The following is a 17726-nucleotide window of genomic DNA, read 5'->3' on the forward strand; positions in this document are numbered from 1 at the left end:
GGCTCAGGAGGTGAGCCGGCTGGGAGAGGCCGCCAGCGGCGGCTCACTCACCGCACGGACGCCGCCCCTCGGCGTCCGTGCCGCGGTCAGCCACAAACCGGTGAACACGGCGCAGGCCAGGGTCACGGCGCCCGCCGCGAGGAAGGCGCTGTTGAGTGCCGACTCGAAGGAGGCGCCGCCGGACTCCCGCGTGTGGACGATCGCCCCGAGCACCGCCACGCCGAGCACCGCGCCGATCTGCCGGGTGGTGCTGCTGACGCCCGAGGCGAGGCCCCCTTCCTGCGGGCTGACCGCCTGGACGGCGGCCCCGGTCAGCGGCGACATGGCGAGTGCGAACCCGATGCCGACGACCGCCAGCCGCCACCACACGTTCCCGTAGCCGGTGTCGGCGTGGACGAGGCCCAGCGCCAGCAGCCCCAGCCCGGCCAGCGCCAGGCCGATGCTGACGACGACGCGGAAGCCGTACCTGGCCGCGAACCGGCCCGCGAACGGGCTGACGATCACCATGGCCAGCGTGGCGGGCAGGGTCCGCAGCCCGGCGACCAGGATCGACGTGCCCTGGACGTGGACGAAGAACTGGGAGAAGAAGAACGACGAGCCCATCAGCGCGAACCCGACCACGACCATCGCCGTGTTGGACGCCGTGAACAGCCGCTCACGAAACAGCCGCAGCGGCAGCATCGGCGTCGGCACCCGGCCCTCGACCACGACGAACGCGGCCAGGAGCGCCAGCCCGGCGGCGAAGCTGCCCAGGATCACCGGCGAGGTCCACCCTCGGGAACCGCCCTCGATCAGGCCGTAGGTCACGGCGCCCACGCCGGCGACGGACAGGACCGTGCCGGGGACGTCGATCGGCGGCGCGCCCGGGTTGCGGGACTCGCTCAGCACGCGCAGCCCGGCCACCAGCAGGACCGCCCCGATGGGCACGTTGACCAGGAAGATGGCGGGCCAGCCGAAGGACTCCACCAGGATCCCGCCCGCCAGCGGCCCGGCGGCCAGGCCGATGCCGCTGAACCCGGCCCACAACCCGATCGCCCTGACGCGCTCCTTCGGTGCGGGGTACGCGGCGACGAGCAGCGCCAGCGAGGCGGGGCTCAGCGCCGCGGCGCCGACCCCCTGCAGCACCCGCCCGGCGATGAGCCAGCCGATCGAGGGCGCGAGCGAGCACACCACCGACGCGGCCGTGAACACCACCAGCCCGGCCAGGAACACCCGCCTGCGGCCGAACCGGTCGGCGAAGACGCCGCCCGGCAGCAGCAGCATGGCCACCAGCAGCACGTAGGCGTCGACGATCCACTGCAGGCCGGTCAGCCCGGTGTGGAGCCGCTGCTCCATGTCGGGCAGGGCGGCGCCGACGATCGTGTTGTCGAGCAGCACCATGAACTGACCTGCGCAGGTCAGCGTGAGCAACGCTTTCACGCACATCCCCTTCTAAAAGCAGTCAGTGACTGCGTTTAGAAGGGACCTTAACACAGTTCTCGACTGCGTTAAGGTGGGGTATGGACGAGCAGAAGCGGGCCAGACGGCCCGGCGGGCGCAGCGCGCGGGTCCGCGCGGCGGTGCACCAGGCCGTGACCGAGCTGGTCAGCGAGCGCGGCTACGGAAACTTCACCATCGGCGACATCGCGGCCCGCGCGGGTGTGGCCGACACCAGCCTCTACCGCCGGTGGGGCAACCTCCAAGCCCTGCTCGGCGATGTGCTGCTGGCCCGGCTCAACACGCAGGCGCCGATGCCCGACACCGGCAACCTGGCCGACGACCTGCGCACCTACGCCGCCCAAGTGGTCCGCGAGGTCACCGGGCCCGACGGGCTGGCGCTGGTGCGGCTCGCCGTCGCGCTGTCGGGGGAGGGGCAGCAGGGTCTTCAGGCGCGCGACGAGCTCCTGGCGGACCGAGCCAGGCAGATGCAGGTCCTGCTCGACCGCGCCCGCGACCGCGGCGAGGACCCGCCCGACGCGCTGGAGGTGCTGGACCATCTCCTGGCGCCGATCTACATACGCGTCCTGTTCGGCGCGGGCCCGCTCACCCCCGACTACCTCGACCGGCTGGTCGACCGGTTGCTCGCCTGATCCGGCGTCCGGCGGGTGGAGGATGGATCGGCGGCCGCCGCGGCGGCGGCGGATCTCGCCCGCCTCGTGGATGCCAGGGCTGGCGGGATGATCCGGCCGCTGCTGCGGTCGCAGGCGGGTATTCAGGCTCGTATGTGCGGAAGGTAGGGTGAGGGCTTGTGACGACGTTCCGGATCAGTGAGGCCGCGGCGCTGCTCGGGGTCAGCTCCGACACCGTACGCCGGTGGGTGGACGCGGGCCGGCTGACCGCCGAGCGGGACGAGCACGGCCACCGGCAGGTGAACGGCGTCGACCTGGCCGCCTTCGCCCGCGCCCAGGTCGAGGAGGTGGACGGCGGCCGTTCGTCGGCGCGCAACCGTTTTCGCGGGATCGTCACCGACGTGATCCGCGACGCGGTGATGGCGCAGGTGGAGATCGCCGCGGGCCCGTTCCGCGTGGTGTCGCTGATGAGCCGTCAGGCCGCCGACGAGCTGGGTCTGGAGCCGGGGGTGGTGGCGGTCGCCGTGATCAAGTCCACCAACGTCGTCGTGGAGATCCCCGGTCACGAGCGCGTGGCCGGTCACGTGTGAGGAGCTCCCCTTGGTGTTCAGGCGTCTTTCCCGATGGGCGATCGCCCTGCCCGTCGCGCTCGCGCTGGCGGGCCTGTCCGGTTGCGGCTCGGGCGAGCCGGCCGCGACCTCCGCTTCGAGCTCGGCCCCGGCCTCCGGTGGCGGGGCGAAGGAGGTGACGGTGTTCGCGGCGGCGTCGCTGACCGGGACGTTCACCGAGCTCGGCAGGACCTTCGAGGCCGCGCATCCGGGCACGACGGTGAAGTTCAACTTCGGCTCCAGCGCGACGCTGGCCCAGCAGATCGTCCAGGGGGCGCCCGCCGACGTGTTCGCCGCGGCGAGCCCGGCCACGATGAAGACCGTCACCGACGCGTCCCTGGCGGCCTCGCCGGTCACGTTCGTCCGCAACAAGCTGCAGATCGCCGTGCCGAAGGACAACCCGGCCAAGGTGGACGAGCTGAAGGACCTCACCGACGCCAAGGTGAAGGTGGCGCTCTGCGCCGAGCAGGTGCCGTGCGGCGCGGCGGCGGTCAAGGCGCTGGACGCGGCCGGGCTGAGGGTCACCCCCGTCACCCTGGAACAGGACGTCAAGGCCACCCTCACCAAGGTCGAGCTGGGCGAGGTGGACGCGGCGCTGGTCTACAGGACGGACGTGATCGCCTCGGCGGGCAAGGTGACCGGCATCGAGTTCCCCGAGGCGGACCAGGCGATCAACGACTACCCGATCGCCACGCTGGCCAAGGCCCCCGCCGGTGACCTGGCCGGGCAGTTCATGGACCTCGTGCTGTCGCAGCAGGGCAAGGACGTGCTGACCAAAGCCGGCTTCGAGGCTCCCTGACCGCCCATGAACCTCTCCCCACAGGAGCATGCCGACCTGCCGAGGTCCGGCGGCCGGCGGGCCGCGGGCCGTGAGATCGCCGGGCGGCTGCCGTGGATGCTGGTGCTGCCCGCCGTCGCGGGTCTGGTCTTCCTGGTGCTGCCGCTGGCCGGGCTGCTGATCCGGGCCCCCTGGCCGACGCTGCTGGAGCGGCTGGCCGAGCCGCACGTGCTGGAGGCGCTGCGGCTGTCGCTGGTGTGCGCCACCGTCGCCACCGCCTTCTGCCTGCTGCTCGGAGTGCCGCTCGCCTGGCTGCTGGCCCGGGTGGAGTTCCCCGGGCGGCGGCTGGTGCGGGCGCTGGTCACCGTGCCGCTGGTACTGCCGCCGGTCGTGGGCGGCGTCGCGCTGCTGCTGGTGCTCGGCCGGCGCGGCCTCGTGGGGCAGTGGCTGGAGTCGAGCTTCGGCGTCACGCTGCCGTTCACCACCGCCGGGGTGATCGTGGCCGAGGCGTTCGTGGCGATGCCGTTCCTGGTGATCAGTGTGGAGGGCGCGCTGCGCGGCGCCGACCAGCGCTTCGAGGAGGCCGCCGCGACGCTCGGTGCCTCCCGCTGGACCGTGTTCCGCCGGGTGACGCTGCCGATGGTCATGCCGGGCGTGGTGGCGGGGGCGGTGCTGTGCTGGGCGCGGGCGCTCGGCGAGTTCGGCGCGACCATCACCTTCGCCGGCAACTTCCCCGGCACCACCCGCACCATGCCGCTGGCCGTCTACCTCGCGCTGGAGACCGAGCCGGAGGCCGCCATCGTGCTCAGCCTCGTGCTGCTGGCCGTCTCGGTGATCATCCTGGCCAGCCTGCGCGACCGGTGGGTGAGCGCCGCATGACCCTCGACGCCCGCCTGGTGGTCACCCGGGCCGCCTTCACCCTCGATCTCGACCTGCGCGTCGCCGCCGGCGAGGTGGTCGCGCTGCTCGGGCCCAACGGCGCGGGCAAGACCACCGCGCTGCGCGCCCTGGCCGGGCTGACCGGGCTGTCGGAGGGCGAGATCGTCCTCGACGGCCGCCCGCTGCACACCCTGCCCGCGGAGCAGCGCCCGATCGGCATGGTGTTCCAGGACTACCTGCTCTTCCCCCACCTGTCGGCCCTGGACAACGTCGCCTTCGGGCCGCGCTGCCAGGGCGTGCCGAAGGCCGAGGCCCGCCGCGCCGCCGCCGCCCTGCTGGAGCGGGTCGGGCTGGCCGACCGGGCCGCCGCCAGGCCCCGGCAGCTGTCCGGCGGGCAGGCCCAGCGGGTCGCGCTCGCCCGCGCGCTGGCCGTACGCCCGGAGCTGCTGCTGCTGGACGAGCCGCTCGCCGCGCTGGACGCCCACACCCGGCTGGAGATCCGCTCCCAGCTCCGCCGCCACCTGGCGGACTTCGACGGGGCCACCGTGCTGGTCACCCACGACCCTCTCGACGCGATGGTGCTGGCCGACCGGCTGATCGTCATCGAAGACGGCGCGATCGTCCAGCAGGGCCCGCCGGCCGAGGTCGCCCGCCGCCCGCGCACCGACTACGTGGCCCGCCTGGTCGGGCTCAACCTCTATCGGGGCGTGGCCGAAGGGGCCCTGGTCAAGGTGGGGGAGCTGCCGCTGCACACCTCCGAGCACCTGGACGGGCCGGCGTTCGTCGCCTTCCCGCCGGCCGCCGTCGCGCTCTACCGCAGCCGCCCCGACGGCAGCCCGCGCAACCTGTGGCAGGCCACGATCGGCGGCATCGAACGGCACGGCGACAACGTACGGGTGCACCTCGACGGCCCCGTCACCGCCTTCGCCGACATCACCCCGGCCGCCGTCGCCGACCTCGACCTGACCCCGGGCCAGCGCATCTGGGCGTCGGTCAAAGCGACCGAGACCCACGCCTACCCGGCGTGAGCGAGCGCGGCTCAGACGCGTACGACGGCGGTGTGGGTGGCGCCGCGGCTGCCGCCGACCTCCACCCTGATCGACTTCTTGGACCTGTGCACGCTGCGGCCGCGCTTCACGACCGAGCGCACCGCCCACGGCAGCCTGATCCGCACTTCGTCGGCGGTCCTGGACGGGTCGGAGACGGCGACCCGCACCCGACCGCGGTCGCGGCGCAGCACCAGCGTGCACGGGCCGTCGGCGGAGAGCTTCCCGTGCGGGGTCTCGACGCTGCCCGCCCGCCAGAACACCGCGGCGATCAGGTCGCCGCGGGCGACGGCCTGGGCCGTGGAGTTGTTGGCCAGGACCTCGACCCCCCGCCGATAGGCGGCGGTCCGCTCGGCGCAGGCTCCGGGCAGCACCGCGTAGGCGTAGCGGGCCTTGCGCGGGTCGGCGCCGTGGTCGATCACGATCGTCGTGTAGTGCCTGGTGACGGGGGTCGTGTCGCCGCCGGTCGTGGCGCCCTTGTCGATGTCGCGCCAGCGGCCGGTGCGCTGCTCGCGGATGACCTTGACCTCGGCGCCGTCCAGCAGCGCGTACCCGGCCACGCCGGACAGGTGGAGCCACCGCTCGCCCCTGGTCAGCGGCGGGTGCTCGGCGTGGGTGTTGCGGTTCTCCACGATCGTCTCGACCCGGCGGCCGTCGGAGGCGGTGATGCCGGCGCCGAGCGCGATCACCGCGTCGTCGAGGAGGAACCACGCCTTCTTGGCGCGCAGCGACGAGCCGCCCGCGACCAGCTTCATGGCGGCGACGCCGTACTCGCCGTCCAGCGCCACCCCGCCCGCCCACGGGGTGGGGGGCAGGCGGCGCGTGCCGTGCGTGAGGTCGGCGCGCCTGCGGGTGTCGACCGTCGTGCCCGGCAGCCGGTACGGGTCGATCGTCGGCCAGAGGTCGTCGTTCCAGTGGGTGAGGTCGTCGGTGTAGAGGTACGTCATGCCGTCGCCGGTGTACCAGCCGTGCAGGTTCTCCTGGTTCATGGCCTCGGCCGCGCCGATGCGCTGCGAGCTCATCGCGATGGCGAAGGCCCAGCCGGGACGGCGGTGCACGACCCGGTCCATGTCGGCGAAGATGTACGTCCCCGTCGTCCGCGGCCCGACCGGCACCGAGCCGTCGGCCAGCAGCGCCTCGGCCCGCGCGAGGCTCGCCAGCGGCGCGTGCGTGCCGAAGGGGATCGCCTGGTTGCGGGTGAGCCAGCCCTTCACCAGCGGCCGCCAGCGCCGGGCGTGCCGTTCGGGTGCGCTGTCCAGCAGGGTGAGGACGGCCTCGACGGTCTTCTGCCCCGAATGGTGGTCGCGGTGGCCCTGCACCGAGATCTGCCGGCCGCGGACGCAGTCCATCATCAGCCCGTCGAAGACGAACGGCACGAACGAGCGGTCCACGATCTCGTACACGTTGCCGATCCGGGGGATCTCCCACGGCGAGCGCGCGAGCATGGCGATGAGCTTGGCGACGCTCTCCAGGTAGTCGACGCCGTAGCTGCCGGTGTAGGGGTAGACGTCGTGCTGGATGAACGACCCGTCGCGGTAGAAGCCGTCGCCGGGCCCCTTCGTGCGCCGTAACAGGTCGGAGACCGCGTCCCTGGCCCGCTTGACCAGGCGCGCGTCGTGGGTGAGCAGCCCGCGCATCGCCACGGCCATGGCCTTGCCCGCCCGGTTCGCGCCGGTCTCGATCACGCCGGGATGGCTGATCCGCCGCTCCGGGTCGGGGCACCAGCGGCGCAGCGGGCGCAGCCAGCGGCCGAGGTGGTCCTTCGGCAGGCCGTCGTAGAGCAGGGCGCAGGTGTCGGTCAGCGCGCGCGGCACGCCGATCTCCCACCAGTACCAGTTGCTGCCCCGCCGGTCGAGGTGCTCGTGGTAGGCGTGCTCGTACAGGAAGTCGAGCGCCCTGACCGCGGTCTCCGCGACCTGCGGGTTGCCGTGCATGGCGGTGCCCGGCGTGGCCCAGCCGAGGGCGAGCGTGCGCATGCGGTTGTAGGAGCGGTTGAAGTCGCCCGTACGAGGGTTGGCCAGCGGCAGGTCGGGCCACAGGCTCGGGCGGCGCGGGTCCGGCTTCAGCTTGCGCAGCACCGCGTTCGCCGAGCCCTCGATGGCCTGGATCTTGTCCGTGTGGCCGGGGTCGTAGGCGCCGCCGGCCAGCAGGCTCACCCAGCGCTCCCGAGCGGCGTCGAACGCGGCGGTGCTCACGGCGGTGCTCACCGCCTCAGCCGGCCTTTCCCACAGGGCGGCACCGGCCACGGCCGAGGCGCCCAGCAAGGCGGACCGCCGGCTGAGGGGGTGAATCATGGCGGCCTTTCGGGCATGCGGTCTGATGGCAGATGAGAAGATCCTATGTCGGCAGAAGGACCACTCATCGCGCCATCGCCGTCACCAATCGGCTGGCAGTATGACCTCCTGTGCGGTGGTGAGGGACACCTTCTGCACCAGCCGGGCCTTCCCGGTGTCGACGTTCACCGCGTAGCTGCGCAGTTCCTTGCCCACCTGGTAGTCGACCATCACCTCGGACGCGCTCGCCCAGATCCGCACGGAGCCGGGCGACTTCACGTCCGGCGCGCCCTTGACCGTCACCTTCCGCACCACCCGGCCGGTCTTGGTGTCGAGCAGCGTCACCTTCCTCTTCCGCATCTCGTCGAACTCGATCGCGGCCACCGTGCGGCCGTCCGGGGCGAGCTCGCTGAACATGATGTACGTGCCGGGGAAGCGCACCGGCTTGCCGCCGCCGGTGACCGGCATCAGCCACAGGTCGGTCTTGAGGTAGCGGATCAGCTCGACCAGCCCGTCCTTGATGCCGATCGCCTCGTACTTGCCGTTCAGCGTGGTCGTTTCGCCGGTGCGCACGTCGATCAGCAGCCCCGGATACTTGCTCCCCTCGCGCGGGTCGAAGGCGAGGTGGCGCCCGTCCTCGGAGACGACCAGCATCGCGCCGCGGTCGATCTTCGACTCTTTGACCTTGGCCCGCGAGACGACCTGGGTGCCGGCCACCAGGTCGCGGACCACGTACGTCCCCTCCTTCCTGCTGTAGTAGGCGAACATCCGCCCGTCCCTGCTGAGCGCGACCGGCGACCGCGAATCGGTGACGCTGGTGGCGAGCGCCTGCGGCACCCGGTACGTCCTGCCCGTGCGGGTGACGACCCGCCACTCGACCTGCGAACAGTCGAAAGACGGCGGCGCCTGCGACTCGTCGATCTCGCACTGCGTGAGGTAAGCGTGGCTGAGGGCGCCCACCTTGCCCGCGGGCAGGTCGGCGGGCACCGACGACGTGGCGGGGGCGGCCTGGCCGGACCCGTTCAGCGTCACGCCCGCCGTCACCGCCCCCACCAGCGCCACTGTCGCGAAAAAGGCCGTTGCCATGGTGATGTTTCTCCTGTGTCGTTGGTGGTTCGCCACCGCGAGCGCCGCCAGGTCCGTCGTGGGCGCCACGTCCGGCGCCTCCTGGGCCAGCTCGCCGAGTGCCGCGCGCAGCCTGCTCATCTGGACACCTCCTCGGCCGTGAAGTCCTCGCTCAGCTCCGGCGCCAGCGCGCGTAACCGCGCCAGCGCGTGATGGGTCTGGCTCTTGACGTTGCCGAGCGAGCAGCCCAGCGCCTCCGCGGTCTGGGCCTCCGTCAGGTCCTCCCAGAACCGCAGCACGATCACCGCGCGCTGCTTGCGCGTCAGCTTGGCCAGCGCCCGGCGCAGCACGACGCGGTCGAGCGCCGCGTCGTCGTAGGAGACGCCCTGCTCGGGCGGCTCCGCGCTCGGCACCTCGAAGCGCGGTCTGCGCCGCCACGAGATGTACTGGTTCACCAGCGCCCTGCGGGTGTACGCCTCCGCGTTCCCGCCCGCCGCCAGCTTGTGCCAGTGCCCGGCGACGTTCGTCAACGTGCTCTGCAACAGGTCCTCAGCGAGGTGACGGTCGCCCACGAGCAGGTACGCGGTCCGCATCAACGCCTGTTGCCGGGCGAGCACGAACTCGCGGAAGCCCTCGTGACGATCCAATGTGATCTCCTCTCGCCCGTTGCCAACGCGGCCGGGCGGGCGAAAGGTTGCAGTCGTGGGGTGGGCGGTGCGAGAAAAGCCATCACGCGGTCAATCATGTTGCCCGGCCGTCGTTCCTGGCCGTTGAATGGGAGCTGTGATCTCTTGCAGCGCCAGGGTCCGCCGCGTGCCCTCCATCGAGCTCAGCATCGGGGTGGGGTTCTTCGCGGCGGTGGCGGCCTGCGCGATCACCGCTCTGCTGGTGCCCATCGGCCAGCTCGAGGTGCGCTTCGCCGTCATGGGGCTGGCGGGGTGCTGCTACGCGGCGTTCGCGGCCGACCTGCGAGCCGCCGCCGTCATGGGCCTCGTCGTCTGGACCCTCGCCACCGGTTTCCTCATCCAGCCCGCCGGTGAGCTCATTGTGACCGGCGTCCCCGACGTGCTCCGGTTCGTCGCGGTCGTGGCCATGTGCCTGTCCGGCGGCCTCTACGGCATCGTGCGCCGCCACGCCCGCCCCGGAGGGAAGCGCGAGGCCCGGCGGCGCGACGCCCCCCAGCCGCCGCCGGCCCGGCCGGCACTGCGGCGCGTCCCTCCCCGCCGCTACGCGCCGGTGGGCTGGTGTCCCAGCGGGCCGGTGGCGCGCCCGCCCGCCGGCCGCTCCGGCCGGACCCTGGCCGGATGCCGGTGCCGGGGGCCGGCCGGCCCGCCGCGCTGAGCCGGTCGTCACCCGGCCAGGTGGAGACGCTGAGTCCGATCCTGGTCAGGGCCGTGGGAACCAGGCGGTGTGCGGCGCCTCCGCTCCGGCCAGCAGCCAGGCGGCCGCGGCGGCGGTGTCGCCGGCGACGGAGATCGGCGCGGCCCAGCGGGCCGCCCACCGCCGCAGGACGTGCTCCCGGACCGGGCCGTCCGCCGACAGGACGCCGCCGGCGAGGACGATCGGCGTCGTCTCGCCGGGCCCGCGCACCCCGGCCAGCGTGGCGAGCAGCCGGTCGGCGGCGGTCTCGACGATCCCGGCGGCGGCCGGGTCGCCCGCCTGGGCGGCCCGCGCGACGAGCGGGGCGAGCGGGGCGAGCGTCGGCACCGGCGCGGCCTGCGCCCGGATGATGACGGTCTCCGCGGTTCGCGGCGTCAGGGCCGCGCCCGGCCCGGCGACCGCCTCGGCGACCAGCCGGGCCAGCTCGCCCGGGGTCCCCGCCGTGAGCTGCCGGACCGCGGTCCGCGCCGCCGCCCGGCCGAGCCAGAACCCGGAGCCCTCGTCGCCGAGCAGCCAGCCGAGCGCGTCGCCGACGCGGGTCACCCGCCGGTCCTCGACGCGCAGCGCGCCCGCGCCCGTGCCGGAGAGCAGGACGTGCCCGGACGGCTCCGGGGTGCCCGCGACGAAGGCGAGCAGGGGGTCCTCGACCACGCGCACCGGAAAACGCAAGCCGCACGCGGCCCACGCGCGCCCGAACGCGGCGTGGACGGCCGGGTCCTCCAGCGCCCCGAGCCCGGCCAGCCCGATGACCCCGTCCGCGACCCGGCGCGGGTCCACGTCGCCGAGCGCCTGCCGTACGGCGGCGGTGATCTCGGCGAGCGCGGCCTCGACGCCGTGCGCGGCCGGGTTCCCGCCGCCGGCGAGGCCCTGACCGGCGCGTTCGCCGGTGGGCGTGGCGAGCAGGGCGCGGGTGGAGGTGCCGCCGGCGTCGATGCCGAGGAACAGTTCCATGGATCACTTCCTCCGAGGGGCAGGATGGCGGGCGCCGGAACGGCTGTGATACAAGTTTCGCCTTGTCTGGCGAATCATAAAAAAACCTACGATCCGGGGGAAGTGCCCATGTCATCGACAGGCGCCGACTACGTGGCCGTCGTCACGGAGCTGCTCGCGAAACTGCCCGCCCAGCAGGAGAAGGAGATCGCCGCGGCGGCCGACCTGCTGGCCGCCGCGCTGAACGCTGGCGGCGTGGTCAACGCCTTCGGCTCCGGGCATTCCGAGGCGATCGCGATGGAGATCGCCGGTCGCGCGGGCGGGCTGGTCCCGACGAACCGCCTGACCCTGCGCGACCTGGTCATCTTCGGCGGTGAGCCGCCGAGCGTGCTGCAGGACCCCGAGCTGGAACGCGACCCGCGCATCGCGCGGCGCATCTACGAGCTGGCCCCGGTCGCGCCCCAGGACGTCTTCGTGATCATCTCCAGCTCCGGCGTGAACGGCTGCGTGGTCGAGCTGGCCGGCCTGGTCAAGGAGCGCGGCCACGGCCTGATCGCGCTGACCTCGCTGCGGCACAGCCGGGCGGTGCCGCCCAGGCACCCGTCGGGACGCAAGCTGTTCGAGCTGGCCGACGTCGTGCTCGACAACGGCGCGCCGCGCGGCGACTCGGTGCTGGAGCTGCCCGGCGGCGGCTCGTTCGGCGCGGTCTCGACGATCACCTCGGCGCTGCTCGCGCAGCTCATGGTGGCCGAGACGGTGTCCCGGCTGCTGGCGGCCGGCCAGGCCCCGCCGGTCTACCTGTCGGCCAACATCCCCGAGGGCGACGCGCACAACCAGGCGCTGGAGGCCCGCTACGCCGGCCGCATCCGGCGCGGCGCCTGAGGCGGTCACCGTGGAAGGATGGCGCACGTGGCGCAGCTGTCTGACGTGACCCCGGTGCTCAACCGCATCCACACCCTCCTCCCGACGCTGCCCGACGCCCTCGTACGGGTCGCCGAGCAGGTGCTCGCGGACCCCGCGGAGATGACCACGCTCGCCCTGGTCGAGCTGGCCGACCGGGCCCGGGTGGCCCCGGCCACCGTCACCCGGTTCTGCCGGACCATCGGCTACGAGCACTACCGGGCGCTGCGCATCGCGATCGCCGCCGAGACCGGCCGGGCCGAGCAGGCCCGCTGGGAGATCGACCTCGGCCGCGAGATCGGCCCGCAGGACCCGCCCGAGCGGGTGCTCGAAGTGATCGCCGGCGCCGACGCGCGCACCATCCAGGAGACCGCCGCCCAGATCGACCTGCGCGTCGCCGAGCGGGTCGCCGACCTCGTGGCGGGCGCCCGCCGGGTCGACATGTTCGGCGTGGGCGGCAGCTGGCTGTCGGCGCTGGAGATGCAGTATCGCCTGGAGCGCATCGGCATCGCCTCCTGGGCCCGCTGCGAGGTGCACAGCGGGCTGACCAGCGCCGCCCTGCTCACCGGCGACGACGTCGCGATCGGCGTCTCCCACTCGGGCACCACCCGGCAGACGGTCGAGGTGCTGGCCCGGGCGCGGGCGGCCGGCGCGGTGGCGGTCGCGCTCACCAGCTTCCCCCGCTCGCCGCTGGCCGACGCCGCCGACCTGGTGCTGACCACCTCGGCCCGCGAGACGACGTTCAGGCCGGAGTCGCTGGCGGCCAAGCACTCCCAGCTCGTGGTGCTCGACCTGGTGTACGTGCTGATCGCGCAGCGCACCTTCGGCCGCACCACCGAGGCGTTCGACCTCACGGTGCAGGCCGTCGAGCCGCACAAACTCTGACCCCGCGCGGACTTCCGAAAAAATCTCGCGAAGTCGCGTAATCAAGGCGAGCAGCCGGACTCCTCCCTGGTGAAAGGAAAGGAGCTCTGCTTGAGCACGATGAGATCGATCTTCATGACGCTGCTGCTGCCCTCGATGGCGGCGGCGGTTCTGGTGGTTCCCCCGCCCGCCGTCGCCGAGACGGCCGAGGCGCCGGCGTCGAAGTCGCCGTTCGCCTGTGACGGCGCGGACGCCGCCGACAAGGGCTGGGTGCTGCCGATCTATGTCCACCAGCCGGGGCAGGACGCCTGGGCGGCCGACAGCGCCGCGCTGCTCAACACCCTCTGGGAGACCGACCAGACGGTGGACTCCAGCGCCGAGCGGTTCGGGATCTCCCGGCGGCTGCGGGTCGTGCAGGACGCCGGCTGCCGCCCGGTGGTGGCGAAACTGCCGTTCACCAAGGGCCGCAACCGGGCCGAGATGGGCAAGGCGATGGAGGAGAACCTCGACGCGCAGCCCGCCCAGGTGCGCGCCCTCTGGAAGGCCAACCGGGTCAAGCCGCTGTACTTCGTCAGGGACAACGACATCACCGACTCCTGCACGGGCGGCGGCGCGAACGCCGGGATGAGCGGCGGCAACGTCATCCTGCCGCGCTGGTGCTGGAGCGAGGCCGGGCTCACCCACGAGCTGATCCACAGCTTCGGGCTCTCCCACTGCGACGGCGGCGGGGTGAACGGCAACGACCCGGTCTGCCGCGACATGGGCACCCGCAAGGAGTGCACGAGCGACCTCGCGGCCAACTACCACCTCGACTCCTGCCGGATCGACGAGTTCCGCTACTTCGAGCCGACCCCGGTCAAGCAGCCGGCCCTGGAGAAGATCAGGAATGTGGCGTTCAGCCCGTACCTCGTCCAGGACCAGCCGAGCCCGGTGTGGCAGTTCCGCGTCAAGGCGGTGGACGGCGGCAGGTGCCTCGACGGGAGCGCGGCCCAGGTCGTGCAGCGCACCTGTACGAACGGCGCCGCGCAGACCTGGCAGCGCGCCATCGACGGCGACGGCTACCTCACGATCCGCAACGCGGCCACCGGCCGCTGCCTCGCCATGGCCGACACGGTGGTGACCGCCGCGTGCGTGAAGAAGGACAAGTCCCAGCAGTGGCTGCCGCAGGCCGGCCAGGACAAGACCAACTTCGCCAACCGGGCGGGCGGTAAGAAGCTCTCCGTCAAGGACAATCGGGACGGCGGCGCGGTGGTGGCCGACGGCAAGGGCGAGTTCGTGGCCGAGCTGCTCGACGGCCTCGACCCCGCGCCCGCCCGGCCGGGCACTCCGGCCCCCACGGCCACGCCCAAGCCCACGCCCACGTCGAGCTCGACGTCCCGGCCGACCGCAGCTCCGACCGCTGGGCCGACCACCGATCCGACCGCTGGGCCTACCTCTGAGCCGGACGTCGCCGTGCCGGGCAAGGTCCGGTTCAGGAGCTCGTACGGCACCTGCCTGACCGTGTCCGGCACCAGGGTGCGCCTCGGCTCCTGCGGCGCCACGTGGGACGTCGTCAACGTCGGCAAGCACGTGCAGCTGCGCCGGCAGAACCGCTGCCTGGCGCTCGGCAGGGTCAGCGGCGGCAAGCGCGCGGTCGTCATGACCGAGTGCAGCGGCGCCGCCAAGGGGCAGCGCTGGCTGCTGGAGCGGACCCGCGGCTCGGTCACGCTGAAGAGCGCGACCACCAGGGCCACCCGGATCGTCGCCGGCGCGGGCAGGTCCGCCGCCGTCTACGCCAAGGCCGCTTACCCCAAGAACTCGGTCAAATTCCTGCTCAAGTGACCGACGACCAGAAAGGCGAGGACTCGGCCCTGACCCGACTGGTCAGGGCCGGGGACGAGCGTGCCGTCTCCGAGCTGTACGAGCGGCACTATCCCGCCGTCCTCGCCTTCGCCCGCCGCCTGTGCCAGGAGCCGCACACCGCCGAGGACCTCGCCAGCGAGTCCTTCGCGCGGACCCTGCGCACCGTGCGCCACGGCTCGGGCGGGCCGAGCGGCGCGTGGCGGCCCTACCTGTACGCGGTGGCCCGCAACACGGCGATCGAGTGGGCCCGCTCCCAGCAGCGGATCGTGCTGACGGAGGAGTTCCGCGAGGACGAGCTGACCATGGCGCCGCCCGAGCCGCCCGACGATCTCGTGACGCGGGCCTACCGGTCGCTGCCGCCGCGCTGGCAGACCGTGCTGTGGCACACGCTCATCGAGGGGGAGGAGCCGGAGCGGGTCGCGCAGATCCTCGGCGTCACGCCGGGCAACGTGGGGGTGCTCGCCTTCCGGGCTCGGGAGGGGCTGCGCAAGGCGTACCTGGCGGCGCACGTGGCGGGCGCGTCGCCGCGCTGCCTGCAGTACGCCGAGCCGCTGGCGGCGGTCGTACGCAAGCGCAGCGACCGGCTGCCGCGCGGGCTGCGTACGCACCTGAGCGACTGCGCGAGCTGCGCGAGGGCGCACGCGGAGCTGCTCGACCTCAACGCCACGCTCCGCGCGGCGGTCCCCGTCGCGCTGCTCCCTCTCGCGCTGAGGGCGGGCGAGTGGACCGCCACGACGGCGACACCTTTCGCCACGACCGGAAACGCGTCCATCGCCGGAGAAGGCGCCGTCGCAGGGAAGGGGGGTGCTCTTTTCCCAGGGGTGCCGGGGTGGGCGGTTCCGGTGGTGGGGGCGGCGGTGGTCGTCGTGGCGGCCGTGGTCGGCGTGACGCTGGGGCCTGCGCCTGACCTGGCGGCACCGCCGGTCGCCGCGCCCGCGGCGAGCCCGTCGCCGAGCGCGGACCCGCCGTCCGTCCGGGCCACGGAACCGGCGCGGACGCGGAGGCCGACGCGGCCGGCCAGCTCCACGGCCAGGTCCACGGCGGGGCCGACGGCCACCGCCACCCCCGGAGCGACCGGCTCGCCGACGACCGGCCGGACGCGGACCCCGGCAGCCCGAAAAAGCACCGGCACCCCCGCCCCGTCCGCCATCACGCAGGCGGGTGCCCGGCTCGTGCACGCGGGCAGGTGCGTCGGCGCGGCGGGCGCGGAGGTGGCGGCGCTGCCGTGCGCCGACCCCCGCACGGCCTGGCGCACCAGGGGCTCCGCCCAGCAGTTCCAGCTCGTCAACGTGGTCACCGGCCGCTGCCTGGCCGCCGGCGAGCAGTACGACACCACCGCCTTCAACGGCGGCGGCATGCTCGCCGTCCGCCTGCGGCCCTGCGCCTCCGTCCCGGCCCAGCGCTGGCACCGCCCCACCTTCAGCGACGGCGTGCGCCGCCTGGTGAGCGTCCCTTCCGGCAAGGCCCTGTCCATCGGCAAGGAGTTCGTCGGCAAACGCCCGCCGACGGCGTTCATCCTGTACGGCCCCTACACCGGCTCGGCCGACCAGAGCATCACCTTCGCGAACGGCTGACGCGCCCGGCGAGCCGTCATGGCAGGTCTTTTGCCGATCGTTGTCATCGCGGGTGAAACAGTCGATTCATGATGTGGGGCCGGTCCATCAGAGCGCGGATGACGGTCGCGACGGTGACGCTGTTCGGGGTGATCCTGTTCGCGGGCGTCTTCGTGATCTCGTCGCTCTTCCTGGCGCGGGCGCGTGACGACCTGCAGGAGCGGGCGGCAGCCGCGGCCCGCCGCCTGACCGTGCTCATCGACCGGTCCCGCTTCACGGGCCCGATCCCGAAGCTGGACGACGTGAGGTTCCTGCAGGTCGTGGACAGCGCGGGCCGGGTGGTGGCGTCCGACGCCGAGCTCGCCGGCGCGCCGCCGCTCACCCGTGCCCGCCCCCGACCGGGGGAGTCGCTCGTGAACGACCGGGTGTGCGGCGAGGACACGCCCACGGACGCCGTACCGCCCGGCACCTGCCTGGTCGTCGCGGGGCTGTACGACGGGGTCAGCGCGTACGGCCCGGTCATGGCCTACGCCGCGGTCCGGGAGCCGTACGAGCTGCGCTCGCCGTTCCTGTTCGTCCTGCTGTACGGGTCCGCGGCGCTGCTGCTGGCCCTGATGGCCTGGGGCACCTGGTACGGCGTCGGCCGCGTCCTCGCCCCCGTCGAGCGCATCCGCCGCGGCCTGGAGCGGATCAGCGCCGAGGACCTGAGCCGGCGCATCGAGGTGCCCGCCACCGACGACGAGGTCGCCGAGCTGGCCGTCACCGTCAACGACACGCTGGAGCGGCTGCGGAACGCGGTGGACCGGCACCGCAGGTTCGTCTCCGACGCCTCGCACGAGCTGCGCAGCCCGATCACGGCCATGACGCTGCGGCTGGAGGCGGGGATGGCCGAGCGGCGGGACGAGGACTGGGCGGCGGCGCTGGCGGACGCGTACCGGCTGTCCGCCATCGTGCAGGACCTGCTGATGCTGGCCCGCCTGGACGCCGCGCCCCCGGTGCGCAACGAGCGCATCGACCTCGGGGCGCTGGTCAGTGAGGAGATCAGCCGCCGCGGCGAGACCCGGCTGCCGGTGACGACCTCGATCCAGCCAGGCGTGATCGTCCGGGGGCACCGGCTGCGGCTGGCCCGGGTGCTGACCAACCTGCTGTCGAACGCCGACCGCTACGGCGACACCCGCGTGCACGTCACCGTACGGGCGGCCGGCGAGCTGGCCGAGGTCGAGGTGCTGGACGACGGACCCGGCATCCCGCCGGACAAGCGCGAGCAGGTCTTCGAGCGGTTCACCCGCCTGGACGCGACCCGCTCGCGCGACACCGGAGGCAGCGGTCTGGGCCTGCCGATCGCCCGCGACATCGCGCACGCGCACGGAGGGACACTGCTGGTGGGCGAGGGGCCGGGCGGCCGGCTGATCCTGCGCCTGCTGCGCGACCAGAGCGACCCCGGCGCGGGGGACCCGCCCGGGGATGATCCGGATGTGGGGGGTCCGGACCGTTAGAGATCGCCCCGATAGGGAGCTAACTGGTAGGAATCGGACCCGTAGCAACCGAATGCCGGGCCCG

Annotated in this window: 16 protein-coding genes; 11 read left to right on the top strand and 5 right to left on the bottom strand. The window is 73.4% G+C overall.

Annotation, left to right across the window (positions count from 1 at the left end):
- Positions 1 to 3: 3 nt before the first annotated feature.
- Complete coding sequence (locus ABD292_RS07950) at positions 4 to 1419, bottom strand: MFS transporter (protein WP_344206390.1); 1416 nt, start codon at positions 1417 to 1419, stop codon at positions 4 to 6.
- Between the two features lie 80 nt (positions 1420 to 1499).
- Between ABD292_RS07950 and ABD292_RS07955 the strand changes: the two genes are divergently transcribed.
- From ABD292_RS07955 to ABD292_RS07975, 5 genes are all read left to right on the top strand, one after another.
- Positions 1500 to 2069 (top strand): TetR/AcrR family transcriptional regulator, encoded by a 570-nt coding sequence (locus ABD292_RS07955; RefSeq protein WP_344206391.1) that lies wholly within the window; start codon positions 1500 to 1502, stop codon positions 2067 to 2069.
- Between the two features lie 158 nt (positions 2070 to 2227).
- Positions 2228 to 2638 (top strand): TOBE domain-containing protein, encoded by a 411-nt coding sequence (locus ABD292_RS07960; protein ID WP_344206392.1) that lies wholly within the window; start codon positions 2228 to 2230, stop codon positions 2636 to 2638.
- 13 nt (positions 2639 to 2651) lie between these two features.
- The gene (gene modA / locus ABD292_RS07965; RefSeq protein ID WP_344206393.1) at positions 2652 to 3455 is read left to right on the top strand and encodes a molybdate ABC transporter substrate-binding protein; all 804 of its coding nucleotides are present in this window, start codon (positions 2652 to 2654) and stop codon (positions 3453 to 3455) included.
- A 96-nt stretch (positions 3456 to 3551) separates the two neighbouring features.
- On the top strand, positions 3552 to 4313 hold the full coding sequence (locus ABD292_RS07970) for an ABC transporter permease (protein ID WP_344206448.1): 762 nt from the start codon (positions 3552 to 3554) through the stop codon (positions 4311 to 4313).
- On the top strand, positions 4310 to 5341 hold the full coding sequence (locus tag ABD292_RS07975) for an ABC transporter ATP-binding protein (RefSeq protein ID WP_344206394.1): 1032 nt from the start codon (positions 4310 to 4312) through the stop codon (positions 5339 to 5341). The genes ABD292_RS07970 and ABD292_RS07975 overlap by 4 nt, the downstream gene beginning before the upstream one ends.
- 11 nt (positions 5342 to 5352) lie before the next feature.
- Here the strand turns inward: ABD292_RS07975 and ABD292_RS07980 are convergent, their stop codons facing one another.
- From ABD292_RS07980 to ABD292_RS07990, 3 genes are all read right to left on the bottom strand, one after another.
- The gene (locus ABD292_RS07980; protein ID WP_344206395.1) at positions 5353 to 7566 is read right to left on the bottom strand and encodes a polysaccharide lyase 8 family protein; all 2214 of its coding nucleotides are present in this window, start codon (positions 7564 to 7566) and stop codon (positions 5353 to 5355) included.
- Between the two features lie 168 nt (positions 7567 to 7734).
- Positions 7735 to 8838, bottom strand: a complete 1104-nt coding sequence (locus ABD292_RS07985; RefSeq protein ID WP_344206396.1) for a WD40 repeat domain-containing protein — start codon at positions 8836 to 8838, stop codon at positions 7735 to 7737.
- Positions 8835 to 9344: a SigE family RNA polymerase sigma factor gene (locus ABD292_RS07990; RefSeq protein ID WP_344206397.1), complete on the bottom strand. Its 510-nt coding sequence runs from the start codon at positions 9342 to 9344 to the stop codon at positions 8835 to 8837. The genes ABD292_RS07985 and ABD292_RS07990 overlap by 4 nt, the downstream gene beginning before the upstream one ends.
- Positions 9345 to 9510: 166 nt before the next feature.
- Here ABD292_RS07990 and ABD292_RS07995 point away from each other — a divergent pair, with 166 nt between their 5' ends.
- On the top strand, positions 9511 to 10038 hold the full coding sequence (locus tag ABD292_RS07995) for a hypothetical protein (RefSeq protein ID WP_344206399.1): 528 nt from the start codon (positions 9511 to 9513) through the stop codon (positions 10036 to 10038).
- A 45-nt stretch (positions 10039 to 10083) separates the two neighbouring features.
- Here the strand turns inward: ABD292_RS07995 and ABD292_RS08000 are convergent, their stop codons facing one another.
- Positions 10084 to 11028, bottom strand: coding sequence for an N-acetylglucosamine kinase (locus tag ABD292_RS08000; protein WP_344206400.1), 945 nt, complete (start codon positions 11026 to 11028; stop codon positions 10084 to 10086).
- Positions 11029 to 11136: 108 nt separating this feature from the next.
- Between ABD292_RS08000 and ABD292_RS08005 the strand changes: the two genes are divergently transcribed.
- The 5 genes from ABD292_RS08005 to ABD292_RS08025 all read left to right on the top strand — a co-directional run bounded on the left by ABD292_RS08005 (position 11137) and on the right by ABD292_RS08025 (position 17662).
- The gene (locus ABD292_RS08005) at positions 11137 to 11889 is read left to right on the top strand and encodes a sugar isomerase domain-containing protein (RefSeq protein WP_344206401.1); all 753 of its coding nucleotides are present in this window, start codon (positions 11137 to 11139) and stop codon (positions 11887 to 11889) included.
- 27 nt (positions 11890 to 11916) lie between these two features.
- A complete protein-coding gene (locus ABD292_RS08010; protein ID WP_344206402.1) occupies positions 11917 to 12792 on the top strand; it encodes a MurR/RpiR family transcriptional regulator in 876 nt (291 codons plus the stop codon).
- A 99-nt stretch (positions 12793 to 12891) separates the two neighbouring features.
- Positions 12892 to 14592: a ricin-type beta-trefoil lectin domain protein gene (locus tag ABD292_RS08015; RefSeq protein ID WP_344206449.1), complete on the top strand. Its 1701-nt coding sequence runs from the start codon at positions 12892 to 12894 to the stop codon at positions 14590 to 14592.
- Positions 14589 to 16187 (top strand): sigma-70 family RNA polymerase sigma factor, encoded by a 1599-nt coding sequence (locus ABD292_RS08020; protein ID WP_344206403.1) that lies wholly within the window; start codon positions 14589 to 14591, stop codon positions 16185 to 16187. The genes ABD292_RS08015 and ABD292_RS08020 overlap by 4 nt, the downstream gene beginning before the upstream one ends.
- Before the next feature lie 98 nt (positions 16188 to 16285).
- On the top strand, positions 16286 to 17662 hold the full coding sequence (locus ABD292_RS08025; protein WP_344206404.1) for a sensor histidine kinase: 1377 nt from the start codon (positions 16286 to 16288) through the stop codon (positions 17660 to 17662).
- Positions 17663 to 17726: the final 64 nt, after the last annotated feature.

The sequence above is a fragment of the Nonomuraea bangladeshensis genome (assembly GCF_039529455.1).
Lineage (GTDB): Bacteria > Actinomycetota > Actinomycetes > Streptosporangiales > Streptosporangiaceae > Nonomuraea > Nonomuraea bangladeshensis.

Bases quoted from the DNA above. Each gene is read 5' to 3' on its own strand.
- ABD292_RS07955 (WP_344206391.1), top strand. From the start codon at position 1,500: ATGGACGAGCAGAAGCGGGCCAGACGGCCCGGCGGGCGCAGCGCGCGG.
- ABD292_RS07970 (WP_344206448.1), top strand. From the start codon at position 3,552: ATGCTGGTGCTGCCCGCCGTCGCGGGTCTGGTCTTCCTGGTGCTGCCG.
- ABD292_RS07975 (WP_344206394.1), top strand. From the start codon at position 4,310: ATGACCCTCGACGCCCGCCTGGTGGTCACCCGGGCCGCCTTCACCCTC.
- ABD292_RS07985 (WP_344206396.1), bottom strand. From the start codon at position 8,838: ATGAGCAGGCTGCGCGCGGCACTCGGCGAGCTGGCCCAGGAGGCGCCG.
- ABD292_RS08000 (WP_344206400.1), bottom strand. From the start codon at position 11,028: ATGGAACTGTTCCTCGGCATCGACGCCGGCGGCACCTCCACCCGCGCC.
- ABD292_RS08005 (WP_344206401.1), top strand. From the start codon at position 11,137: ATGTCATCGACAGGCGCCGACTACGTGGCCGTCGTCACGGAGCTGCTC.
- ABD292_RS08015 (WP_344206449.1), top strand. From the start codon at position 12,892: ATGAGATCGATCTTCATGACGCTGCTGCTGCCCTCGATGGCGGCGGCG.
- ABD292_RS08025 (WP_344206404.1), top strand. From the start codon at position 16,286: ATGACGGTCGCGACGGTGACGCTGTTCGGGGTGATCCTGTTCGCGGGC.